The 11,320-nt window shown below is 60.3% G+C and carries 9 protein-coding genes; 4 read left to right on the forward strand and 5 right to left on the reverse strand.

Annotated features, from left to right (window positions below):
• Nucleotides 1-26 precede the first annotated feature (26 nt).
• Together serA and H147_RS0113605 are read right to left on the reverse strand one after the other, a co-directional pair.
• Complete coding sequence (gene serA, locus H147_RS0113600) at nt 27-1,619, reverse strand: phosphoglycerate dehydrogenase (protein ID WP_019955929.1); 1,593 nt, start codon at nt 1,617-1,619, stop codon at nt 27-29.
• A gap of 88 nt (nt 1,620-1,707) precedes the next feature.
• Complete coding sequence (locus tag H147_RS0113605) at nt 1,708-2,850, reverse strand: phosphoserine transaminase (RefSeq protein ID WP_019955930.1); 1,143 nt, start codon at nt 2,848-2,850, stop codon at nt 1,708-1,710.
• A gap of 173 nt (nt 2,851-3,023) precedes the next feature.
• Between H147_RS0113605 and serB the strand changes: the two genes are divergently transcribed.
• Complete coding sequence (gene serB, locus H147_RS0113610; protein ID WP_026352522.1) at nt 3,024-3,899, forward strand: phosphoserine phosphatase SerB; 876 nt, start codon at nt 3,024-3,026, stop codon at nt 3,897-3,899.
• Between the two features lie 149 nt (nt 3,900-4,048).
• On the forward strand, nt 4,049-4,792 hold the full coding sequence (locus tag H147_RS0113615; protein WP_019955932.1) for an outer membrane protein: 744 nt from the start codon (nt 4,049-4,051) through the stop codon (nt 4,790-4,792).
• A gap of 68 nt (nt 4,793-4,860) precedes the next feature.
• Here H147_RS0113615 and H147_RS19765 read toward each other — a convergent pair whose 3' ends face one another.
• The 3 genes from H147_RS19765 to H147_RS0113630 form a co-directional block, all read right to left on the reverse strand.
• The gene (locus H147_RS19765; protein WP_019955933.1) at nt 4,861-5,604 is read right to left on the reverse strand and encodes a SapC family protein; all 744 of its coding nucleotides are present in this window, start codon (nt 5,602-5,604) and stop codon (nt 4,861-4,863) included.
• Nucleotides 5,605-5,693: 89 nt separating this feature from the next.
• Nucleotides 5,694-6,548 carry a hypothetical protein gene (locus H147_RS0113625; protein ID WP_019955934.1) on the reverse strand — a complete coding sequence of 285 codons (855 nt, stop codon included), beginning with the start codon at nt 6,546-6,548 and terminating at the stop codon, nt 5,694-5,696.
• Nucleotides 6,549-6,579: 31 nt separating this feature from the next.
• Entirely contained in the window at nt 6,580-9,327 is a 2,748-nt protein-coding gene (locus H147_RS0113630; protein WP_019955935.1) for a beta strand repeat-containing protein, read from the reverse strand.
• A gap of 300 nt (nt 9,328-9,627) precedes the next feature.
• Between H147_RS0113630 and H147_RS19770 the strand changes: the two genes are divergently transcribed.
• Together H147_RS19770 and H147_RS20375 are read left to right on the forward strand one after the other, a co-directional pair.
• Entirely contained in the window at nt 9,628-10,599 is a 972-nt protein-coding gene (locus H147_RS19770) for a methyltransferase (protein WP_162561678.1), read from the forward strand.
• A complete protein-coding gene (locus H147_RS20375) occupies nt 10,596-11,132 on the forward strand; it encodes a nucleoside/nucleotide kinase family protein (protein ID WP_019955937.1) in 537 nt (178 codons plus the stop codon). Before H147_RS19770 ends, H147_RS20375 begins: the two co-directional genes overlap by 4 nt.
• Nucleotides 11,133-11,320 lie beyond the last annotated feature (188 nt).

Genomic DNA, 11,320 nt, shown 5'->3' on the forward strand with positions numbered 1-11,320 from the left:
GCGCGAAGGGACGCACCCCCATAGGTTCAGATTTCAAACCGCAGCGGTTTGACCTGCTTGAACTTGCCGGTTGCCTCCAGCTCTGCAATCGCCTTGGTGGGCAGCGGTTCGTCGAGATAGAGCAGGGCAATCGCCTCGCCTTTCGCGTCGGACCGGCCGAGGGTAAAGTTGGCGATGTTCACGTCATTTGCACCAAGGATGCTGCCCAGCACGCCGATGATGCCCGGCACGTCGTTGTTGGTGGTATAGACCATGTTTTCACCAACCTCAGCGTCTATGTTGATGCCCTTGATCTGGATAAACCGTGGCTTGCCGTCGTTGAATACGGTGCCCGCGATGGACCGCTCGCGGCTCTCAGTCACGACGGTGACCTTGATATAGCCTTCGAATGCGCCGGACTGGTCCTGCTTGGTCGTCGAGATCTTCACGCCGCGTTCCTTGGCGATTACGGGGGCGGAGACCATATTCACATCGGGGTTCGTGGCCTTCATGATGCCCGCGACTGTCGAGGCGGTCAGTGCCTTGAGGTTCATTTCCGATGCGGTGCCGTCGAACAGGATGTTGATCGCAAGGATCGGTTCATCCGTCATCTGGCCGATGAAATTGCCCAGATGGCCGGACAGTTTGATCCATGGTCCCATGATCTTGGCTTCTTCTGCCGTGACCGACGGCATGTTCAGCGCGTTGCTGACGGCCCCTGTCAGCAGGTAATCCGACATCTGTTCGGCGACCTGCAAGGCCACGTTTTCCTGCGCCTCGGTGGTCGCGGCGCCCAGATGCGGGGTCACGACGACGTTGGGCAGGTTGAACAGCGGGCTGTCGGTGGCCGGTTCAACGGCGAACACGTCGAACGCGGCACCGGCGACATGACCCGCCTTGAGCGCATCGGCCAAGGCCTCTTCATCCACCAGACCACCACGGGCGCAGTTGACGATGCGCACGCCTTTTTTCAGCTTGGCGATGTTTTCGCGCGACAGGATGTTGCGGGTCTGATCGGTCAAGGGCACATGCATGGTGATGAAATCGGCGCGCGCCAGCAGATCGTCGAGTTCGACCTTTTCGACACCGATTTCGGTTGCGCGATCCTCGGACAGGAAGGGGTCATAGGCCACAACCTTCATCCGCAGACCCAGCGCGCGGTCGATCACGATGGACCCGATATTGCCCGCGCCGATGACGCCCAGCGTCTTGGCGGTCAGTTCCACCCCCATGAAACGGGACTTTTCCCATTTTCCGGCATGGGTCGATGCGTTCGCCTCGGGGATCTGGCGGGCGACGGCCATCATCAAGGAAATCGCATGTTCGGCGGTCGTGATCGAATTGCCGAAAGGGGTGTTCATCACGATGATGCCCTTTTTCGACGCGGCAGGGATATCGACGTTATCGACACCGATCCCTGCACGGCCGATCACCTTGAGGTTGGTGGCGGCGGCGATGATCTTTTCAGTCGCCTTGGTTGCTGACCGGATCGCGAGACCGTCGTAATTGCCGATGATTTCCAGCAGCTTTTCCTTGTCCTTGCCAAGGTTCGGCTGGAAATCCACGTCAACGCCGCGGTCGCGGAAAATCTGCACGGCGGCTTCGGAAAGTTCGTCGGAGATGAGTACTTTGGGTGCCATCTTGGCGCTCCTTGAAAATGGGGGTATCCGAGCCCCGGACCTGATCCGGGGCCACTGGTAAAGGTCCCGGGTCAAACCCGGGACGGGGTCATTGGTGTGAAATCTCGGTCTCGAAGGCCCAGACAAGCCAAGGCAGCATCGCCTCGATATCCGAGGTTTCCACCGTTGCGCCGCACCAGATCCGCAGACCGGCAGGCGCATCACGATAGGCCCCGATATCCAGCGCGATGTTCTCCGCTTCCAGCCGCTTGGCCACAGCCTTGGCAAAGGCTTCGCCGTCGGTGATGCGCGGATCGGTGAATTTCAGGCAGACGGACGTGTTCGACCGTGTCGCCGGATCAACGGCAAGATTGTCGATCCAAGGATGATCGGCGCAGAAATTCCAGATCGCGCGGGCATTGGCATTGGCGCGGTGGATCAGCGCATCCAGCCCGCCGATGGACCGGCCCCATTTCAGCGCGACAAGGTAATCCTCGACCGCGAGCATCGAGGGCGTGTTGATCGTCTCGCCTTTGAAGATGCCTTCGATCAGCTTGCCTTTGGAGGTGAGGCGGAAAATCTTGGGCAGCGGCCACGCGGGACTGTAGCTTTCCAGCCGTTCCACAGCGCGCGGGCTGAGGATCAGCATGCCATGCGCGCCTTCGCCGCCCATCACCTTTTGCCAGCTGAAGGTGGTGACATCGAGCTTGTCCCACGGCAGTTCCTGCGCAAAGGCGGCAGAGGTCGCATCACAGAGCGTCAGGCCCGCACGATCACCGGGGATCATGTCGCCATGCGGCATCCGCACACCCGATGTGGTGCCGTTCCAAGTAAAGCACACATCGTGGTCATAATTCAGCGCCGCCATATCGACGATTTCACCATAAGGCGCTTCATGCACGGTGGCGGCGATTTTCAGCTGCTTGACCACATCGGTGACCCAGCCTGCGCCGAAACTTTCCCAAGCGACCATTTCCACATGGCGTTCACCCAGCAGCGACCACATCGCCATTTCATAAGCGCCCGTGTCGGAGGCAGGCACGATCCCGATGCGGTAATCGGCAGGCACGCCAAGGATGTCACGGGTCAGGTCGATGGCTTCGGCCAGTTTGGCCTTGCCGATGCTGGCACGGTGCGACCGACCCAGGGGGGCGTCACGCAGGGCATCCAGTTTCCAGACGGGGGGTTTGGCACAGGGGCCGGAAGAAAACCGCGGATTGACCGGCCGCGATGCCGGTTTGGTCGTAACCATTTCTGGTATCCTCTCAGATAATCGCCCTTCGTTGGGGAAGGGTGTCCCACCGCCGCAGATAGAGGGCGCGGCACGCTTTCACAATCCGGAAAATGCAGCTAGACCGCCGCTTGGCACGCTTTTTGCGACATCGCTGCCGCCGATCGGAAACCGGGCCTGAAAGGATGCTGGAAATGTTCATGGTGACCTTGCTTTCGAACCCCGTCCGGCGCGGGCTGGACGCGGCCCTTGTCGACAGTCTGCGCAATGCGCTGGGCGGTGGTGACGCGGTCTGGCTGGCCCCCGACGAGGCCGCCGAATTCGCCGTGCCCGTCATGCCCGGCAACCGTTGGGACATCTGGGCCGACCTGCAGGCGCAGGGTGTCGATATGGTGATCCAGCCCGCCCGGAATCGCCGCAAGAAGATGCTGCTGGCCGATATGGACAGCACCATGATCCAGCAGGAATGTATCGACGAACTGGCTGATGCGGCGGGCGTGGGCGCGCATGTGGCAGGCATTACTGCGCGCGCGATGAACGGCGAGCTGGGTTTCGAAGCCGCGCTGCTGGAACGTGTCGGCCTGCTGCGCGATCTGCCGGAGGCGGTGATCACGCAGGTGCTGGCCAGCCGGATCACCTATATGCCGGGCGGTGCGGTGTTGGTCGCCACAATGAAGGCGCAGGGCGCCTATGCGGCGCTGGTGTCGGGCGGCTTCACGGCCTTTACTGCGCAGGTCGCGGGCACGCTGGGCTTTGACGAGAACCGCGCCAATACGCTGCTGGTGGCGGATGGCAGGCTGACCGGCGATGTCGCCCGCCCCATTCTGGGCAAGGCCGCAAAGGTCGCGGCGCTGGAAGAGATCACCGCGCGGCTTGGCATCGCAGAGGCCGATGTGCTGGCCGTGGGCGATGGCGCCAACGATCTGGGCATGCTGGGGCGCGCGGGGGCGGGTGTGGCCTTGCATGCAAAACCGGCCGTGCAGGCGGAATGCGACATTCGCATCAACCACGGCGATCTGACGGCGCTGCTGTTCATACAAGGCTATGCCAGCGCAGATTTTACCGTCTGACGCAGGACCGACCCGGCGACGCGCGCAGGTGTGCCGCGTCATTTTTACTATATTTTTACCATTCTTCTGCCGCCATGTCGCCTAAGTGCTTTGTGGAGCGAATCAACCGTGGTAACTCTAGGTCAATGTTTGTTTAAAGGAGCCTTATTATGGCTATTTTCAAAGCGATGCATGTGGCGGTTTTGGCTGCTGCGGCAAGTCTCGGCAGCATGGCGACGGCGCAGGATTTTCAGCAGGATTGGGAAGGTTTCTATGCCGGTCTGCACCTTGACGCCAATGTTTATGACATCGTGATCACCGACCTGAACAATACCTTCCTGAGCCAGTCGCCGAACCCGTCGGTGCTGATCGCGACAGGCGGCCTGATGGGCGGCTACAACTACGCGTTGCAAGGCAACCTGCTGATTGGTGCCGAACTCGATTTCACTTCGGAAATGGTCTACGATGAGTTTTTCGCGTCCAACCTCGCGGAAACGACCGGGACACAATATTCCCTGAACCTCGACAGTGTGATTGCGATCAAGGCCCGTGCTGCCTTTGTCCAAGGCAACGCGCTTAGCTTTCTGTCGATCGGGGTCGCCAGCGCGGCGGCCAATATGGAGTCGTACTCCGTTGACACCGGAGACGGCATTAACTCGTGCGAAGACAGCATCTGTGCGCGGACCACCGATGATATTCTGGGTCTGACACTGGGTGCCGGTGCAGAATGGGCGTTTCGCGAAAACTGGATCGGGCGGGTCGAATTGCAGCATTATGCGTTTGAAAGCGTCCAGGCACCTGTCCAGAACTCGTTGGGGAACGCCCTCTGCGGGTCGGGTGACACCGATCAATGCACCGTGGGCTACACCCCCAGCGCGTCGTCGATCAAGTTCGGCATTTCCTATATGTTCTGATCCTGCCGACAGGCAGACAAGAAAAAGCCCGCGTCCAGCGCGGGCTTTTTGCTTGAATGGGGGCCGGATCAGGCTGCGTCGCTGGTTTTCGTGCGTGCCGCGATGCGCTGGGTCATCGGCGTCAGGTTGTTCAGCGATTGCAGGTGCAGATAGCACAATTCCAGCTCGTCGGTTTTCGCCATTTCCGCCAGCTTTTCCGCAGGCAGGTTGCGCAGCTTTTCGCGATTGATCGTCTTGAAGCCGGACAGTTGCATCCGCTCTCCGCCTGCCATGCTGAACTGCGCCTGCGCGGGTTCTAGAAGGTCGAGGTCGTGCAAGCGTTTGGCAAAGGCCTGCGTGCGGGTGAACTGCGCCTGATATTCGGTCGAGAAGGCGAGCACGTTCTCAAGGTACTGCGTGCGCTTGCCGTCGCCGTCGAACAGGCGTTCGCCCTTGTCCTTCTTGTTCAGGCCCTCGTATTCCTCGTCGATGCACAGGGTAAAGGTCTGCTGATCCTCGGATGCGGCAAAGACGAAAGGATAGCGGCGGAAGAAGGCAGGCACATAGCGCCCGTCCCAGGTGCCGTCGTCCTTTACATGCGCGTTCTGGCCTTCCTTCATACCCAGGATGACGGACGGGAACACGACATCGCCGTCGCCTGCGAAAATGATCGTGTATTCCATCGCGGCGGGGGCGAATTCGGCCGCCAGCACCGGAACGGAATTGACCCCGCGCGCAAAGCCGAAGGTGTTGTCAGTTTTCACCGACCACCCTTTGTGGGCTTCGACGGAAACGGGCACGGCGCGTTCGTAGATCATCAGTTGTTTGGCCATCAGGCAGGGTCCTCTTTCTTTGTATTTGCATCGCTGACGAAGGTGTCAGGGATGAGGTCTAGCGGGTGAAATGGGCGAATTTGGGGCTGTTATGGTGTCTGACGATTGCCCGCGAAGATGCCGAAGATGTTGTTGATGTCGTTTTCGCCGATGACGGTGAACACACCCCCGACTTCTGTTGGACCGCTAGGGTCGCCACCGAAGAAGGCGCCGCTGGCGGATGGTCGAGGATCGTTCCGGATGGGTTGTACGACTTCAGTGCCATTCCGAAAAGTGATTGTGCCGCCGCTGAAAGTCGCGTTGCCGTTTGTATTCGTAACGTTCAGGCCGTTCAGCCGGACCTCATCAAACGACAGGCCGCCATCAAGCCCGCTGATCGTGACGTCCACGAGATCGGTTTGAAAGTTCGACGTCAGAGTCATGTTGCCCGTGCGATCTGCACGACCTTCCTGACCCTCCAGAAGCGCAGAGACCTGTGCCCTTCCGGCAAAAATGAAGGTGCCGCCTGCTGGCAGGTCTTGTGTCCGTGACACCACACCGATGATGTAGGGGGCATCAGAACCACCATTAATTCCAGACACCTGCACCGGTATCATGAATTGAAAGTTATCCGACGCGAACAAGCGCGACTCGCTGACGAAAGTCGTGCCATCTGTCCAGGTTCTCTGATTTTCGTCGAAAACGCCATCGATCACGACATCACCAATCGTCAACTGTCGGCTCTGGCGGTCAAGCGTCCCGATTTCGATCACGGTGTTGGTCGCGACACCACCTTCACCTTGGACAATTCCGACCCCGGCAAGGGTGCTTTCGCCCGCCACGGCACTATTGCCAAACGTCTGATACGTGAACACCGTCTGCGGTCCGCCACCGCCACCGCCACCGCAGGCCGACAAAAGCGCGATTGCGGCGCAGGCTCCGAATGTCTTGGTTGGAAAAGTCATGGTCGAACCCTCGATCCGGTCAATTGCGGCTTTAGAAAATGAAGCTGTCGGCGGTGAGCTGGTCGGCGGTCAGACCGACGAAGGTCAGCGAATTATCGTTGTCGTCGATGAATCTCAGTACGGCACCGTTGTCGCTGTCGGTCACCGTGAAGTCGTTGAAATCAGATCCTGCAAAGGCGCGAAGGTCGACCTTGTCCAGCCCGACGGTGAAGTCGCGCGTCGGGGTGCCGACGATCTGGAACGTTCCGCCGACGAAATCGGCATCGAAATCGGCAATCCTGTCATTCCCGTAATCCGGGCCGAACACGAACACATCCGCCCCCAGACCGCCGCGCAGGTAATCGTCGCCCGCGCCACCGTCGAGCCTGTCACCCGCGCCGATCAGGCTGGACGCGTAATCGCCGTCGAGGAAATCGTTCCCCGCCCCGCCGGTGATCGTGTCGCGTCCGACGCCGCCCTTGAAATAGTTGCTGTCGCCGGGCAGGCCGTTTGCGTCGTCGATCTCGTTCGACCCGCTCAGCGCGGTGATGTTGTCATTGCCCGCGCCACCGGACAGCTTGTCATTGCCGAACGGGTCGGTGATGACGTCATTGCCCGCGCCACCCTGCACCGTATCATTTCCCGCCCCAGTGTCGATCCTGTCTCCCGCGCTGCTGCCGGTGATAAATTCGTTGCCGCGCCCGAAAAAGGCGGCGGGTCCGTCAGCGACCAGCGTATAGGCCGCGCCGGTGTCCGCGACGTTATCCTCGGTGCGCGCCTCGATGGTGAAGGAGAAACTGTTGCTGGCGCCTTCGGGCAGGATCGTTTCGGTCCGGTCTTCGGTTGAATCCGCCAGACCGGGGTTCAGGATATAGGTAAAGGTCGTCCCGTTATCGCTGATGATGAACGTGCCGAACTCGCCCACAATCGTCTGCCCCGAGAAGTCGGGGTTTTGCCCGTTGTCGGGGTCGTTGGTCGCAAAACTGCCAGTGATTGAGGCAAAATCCTCGGTCAGGAGCACGTCACCCAGCAGCAGGCCCGCCACAGTCGGGTTTGGAGTGAGGGTGTACACAATCGGATCATCCTCGCCGATGATCGTGATGTTGATCGCGCGCTGGCTGCCGTTGGAGGCGGTCAGGATGATCCGGTCGGTGATGGTTTCGCCGTCCGCCAGAGCGCGGAGCGTGTCGATGCCAGCCCCGTTGAGCGTATAAATCCAGCGGTCGAGGTCGTTGTTTATCTCGTCGTCCTCAACGACCAACGTGCCATATTGGCCGAGGCCTTCAGGTTCATCCTCTTCAAGTTGATCAAATGTTGCATCCGGATCGCCGACCACGGAAATCGAAATGGTGCCTGTGGCAGTTGTCTGGTTTTCGCCAAGGTCGATCATACCAATCGTCGTGCCGCCGAACATCACGTTGTTGTTTGTGATGATGAACGGGACTTCTGGCGCAATGTTACCTAAGAACGTGCTGACGTCGATTTCGCCTTCTGCGGTTTCCAGCGCCTCGATGTTGGCACGTCCGCCAAGAACGCCAAAGACTTGGCCAGCGCCGAAACCGGCGTCACTCGCGCCAAATGCGAGGTCGTTGATCCCGTCGTTGTTCACGTCGCCGATGGAGCCACCTGCCAAGGCCTCTCCGAAAAAACCGAGGTCGATATTGCTAAAGATGAACCCGTTCGTGCCGTCCAGAGTTTCGACGTCAAGGCTGGCAAGGTCCACCCCGCCGAATACCAGATAGGCCCGACCTTTTTCATCTACCACGCCGCCGATCAGCAGATCGTCAACCCCATCGCCACTTACATCACCGACATTGGTGGCAAAGAAACTGCCTGGGTTGTTGCCGATTGGACCCGTAATGACCGCACCGTCCATCGCGCTCAGTGACCCAAGGTTATAGCTGTCATCGAAGCCGCCAGCCGTACCAAACAGAACATAGGTTTCGCCGGCATTGGGCGCCACAATGATCAGGTCGTCGATGCCGTCATTGTTCAGATCGCCCGATGAAAGCGTCGTGCCTGCACCGCCGCCAAGGTCGGCACCTGTCAGGGTAAAGGTCTGGCCCCCATTGATTGAAACAGTCACCGTCCCTGCGCCGGATGCCGCGTCGGGGGACCCGATGGCCAGATCGGCGGTGCCGTCGCCGTTCAGGTCGAGGTCTGCGACGATCGCGCTGCCGAACTTGCCGCCCTCGGCCACGACTTCCAGATCGTATTCGGTAAGATCGATGTTCTCGGTTTCATCCGAAAGATCAACGATAGCCACTGAACCCGCAGATGCATTGGCAAGCGAGTCGCCAATATAAAGCGTCGCACCACCCGGCCCCTGCACCGCCGCCAGACTGCTGCCAAAGCCGCCTGTGCCCGCAAAGCCGTTGATGATGATCCCTTTGGTGCCGTCAAGGTCCGCGACTGTCAGATCACCCGACAACGGGACCGCGCTACCGAACAGGATATAGACCGCTCCGTTGTCGCTGTTTGCCAGCGGTGCGGCGATGGCGACATCGTCGAACCCGTCGCCGTTGAAATCGTAGCCGCCAAGAAGGACGACACCCGCCCCGCTGCCTGCCTCGACCGAGAAGGTCAGCTGCGCAAGGCTGCTCGCATCGGATGGAAACCCAGGCTCGGTCTCGGACGCGACGCCCGTGTATATGATCGCGCCGACTGTGCCCGTGTTGGCTGTCCCGACAATGAATTCACGGTTGACGCCCGATGTGTCGAAATTCCCCGCCGCAGCGATCGACCTGCCAAGGCCGTCAGCATCAGTGCCCTCCAGGATGAAAAATGCTGAGCCGGCCATGTGAATTCCTTTGAAATCGTTATGCTGTCGTCACAAATATACTAATCGGCTCGCGCCCTCGAATGTGGAAACTTAAACACCGTCGCAGGCTGTGCCGCAATTGATTTGTTAAGAAAATGCAAACTTCCGAACAGATTGGCGCGAAAAATCCGGCAAGGCCATCGGTTTCGCGGCACGACGACAACCATGGTCGCTGGCCAAGAGATCGCTTTCCAATCCGGCTGCGCCCATGGCAGGTTGCCGCGGGGGCGCATCAGCCGCCCGGTGGCGCCGGCACTGGCGCAAAGCGGAGCCCGAGACATGTCCGACTTTCCATGGCTTGAGACCTTGCAGGGGGCGGCGGCCGTCGATGTGGCGGCACGCTCCGATCTGCTGGCGCGCCTTGCGGAGGGGGCGGGAACCGTTGCCTGCCCGCCAGTGCTGGAAAGTTTGCTGATCGGGGCCGGCGTGCTGCATCAGACCGGCGAAGGGCCGGTCCTGACCGCTGGTTTCGCGCAGGCATGGCGGCGTGATGCTGCGGGGATCATGGCGCGCGCATCCTTTATCCGCCGGGCTGCGGCGGACGTGGCGACGGGCCTCGACGACCTCGTGTCGGACGTGCCAGCCTTCATGGCGAAATCAGCGACCTTCCGGCTGTTCCGTTACGACATGGCCGAAGGGATCAGCGCGCAACATCTGGCGGCGACGCGGCCGTGGGTCGACTATGTCGAATCACTTTCGCAAAGTGAAATTCCGCTTCTTCTGCCGCTCATTGATGTGCGCCCCGGCGACCGTGTGCTGGAAATCGGCGGCAATACGGGCCTGCTGTCGGCCGCGCTGGTTGCAGCCCATCACGGTGTTACGGCGCAGGTGCTGGACCTGCCTGCCGTCTGCGTGTTGGGGGACGAGCGGCGCGGCAGCGACACGCTGCGATTCGTGCCGGGGGATGCGCGCAAGGCGGAAACGATCAAGGGTTTTGCGGGTGCGGTGGATGTGGTCGTGTTCAAGTCCGTCCTGCATGACTGGCCCGAGGCGGATGCCGCCGCGATGATCGCACGCTCTGCCGCGATATTGCCTGCGGGTGGGCGGTTGGTGATTTGCGAACGGGGGGCGTTCGGGGCCAGCGATGCGGCAGGCAAAGACATGATGGCGCTGGCAAATCTTGTTTTTTCACCGTTCTACCGAGACCCTGCGTTTTATGAGGGACTGATGACGGACCTTGGCTTGCGCGTGGCACGGGCGCAGGTCGATTGCGACATGATATTTCATGTCACCACGGGGCAACGCCCATGACGCGCAGGATCATCGCGATCTCTGGGCCGCCTGGTGCAGGGAAGTCGACACTGGCCGATGCCTTGGGTGCGCGCCTTGGAGGTGTGGTTGTCCGCTATGACGACCACGAGGTGATCACTTCATGGCCGCCCGAGCGGGTGATCGGCTGGCTTGATGCCGGGGCACCGCTGGAACAAGCTGTCGCGCCAGGCTTGCACGCCGCGTTGCTGGCGCAGACCGGGCTGGTCCTGTTTGAGACCCCCTTCGGTCGTGCCTGTCCCGACACCGGCGGGCTGATCGACTTTGCGATCTGGCTGGAATGTCCCGATGATATCGCGCTGACGCGCAAGCTTGGGGCGCTGGCACGGATGAACCACCGCAACCCCGCATTTGCGCAGTGGCTGACCGGGTGGCTGGATTCCTACACGGTCTTCACACGAAGGGCGCTTGCCGTTCAGCGCCTGCGCGTCATGCCGACAGCCGATGTCGCCATCATGGCCGATGCGGACCCCGCTACGGTCGTGTCAAGAAGTTTAATCCACCTAGTGGCATAAATTTAACCACAAATTCGCCCAATTCTCTTGAAAAAGTAAACGGATAGCGCAAGAGTGGCCGCGTGTAGGTGGGTCAATTTCTGGCCTTCGTCCAAATATTTTGCAGGCGCTCCCAATAAAAGCCTGTGGTTCTGGTTTTAATTTTTGCTTGGGGTGCGGGAACTCCAAGGCTTTGGAAGGATTGGCTC

Origin of the sequence: Yoonia vestfoldensis DSM 16212 (genome assembly GCF_000382265.1) — a bacterium.
GTDB lineage: Bacteria > Pseudomonadota > Alphaproteobacteria > Rhodobacterales > Rhodobacteraceae > Yoonia > Yoonia vestfoldensis.

What these genes read in the sequence shown, in the direction of transcription:
- H147_RS19765 (WP_019955933.1), bottom strand. Translation starts at nt 5,604, where the DNA reads ATGGCCAAACAACTGATGATCTACGAACGCGCCGTGCCCGTTTCCGTC.
- H147_RS19770 (WP_162561678.1), top strand. Translation starts at nt 9,628, where the DNA reads ATGTCCGACTTTCCATGGCTTGAGACCTTGCAGGGGGCGGCGGCCGTC.
- serB (WP_026352522.1), top strand. Translation starts at nt 3,024, where the DNA reads ATGTTCATGGTGACCTTGCTTTCGAACCCCGTCCGGCGCGGGCTGGAC.
- H147_RS0113625 (WP_019955934.1), bottom strand. Translation starts at nt 6,548, where the DNA reads ATGACTTTTCCAACCAAGACATTCGGAGCCTGCGCCGCAATCGCGCTT.
- H147_RS0113630 (WP_019955935.1), bottom strand. Translation starts at nt 9,327, where the DNA reads ATGGCCGGCTCAGCATTTTTCATCCTGGAGGGCACTGATGCTGACGGC.
- serA (WP_019955929.1), bottom strand. Translation starts at nt 1,619, where the DNA reads ATGGCACCCAAAGTACTCATCTCCGACGAACTTTCCGAAGCCGCCGTG.
- H147_RS0113615 (WP_019955932.1), top strand. Translation starts at nt 4,049, where the DNA reads ATGGCTATTTTCAAAGCGATGCATGTGGCGGTTTTGGCTGCTGCGGCA.
- H147_RS20375 (WP_019955937.1), top strand. Translation starts at nt 10,596, where the DNA reads ATGACGCGCAGGATCATCGCGATCTCTGGGCCGCCTGGTGCAGGGAAG.
- H147_RS0113605 (WP_019955930.1), bottom strand. Translation starts at nt 2,850, where the DNA reads ATGGTTACGACCAAACCGGCATCGCGGCCGGTCAATCCGCGGTTTTCT.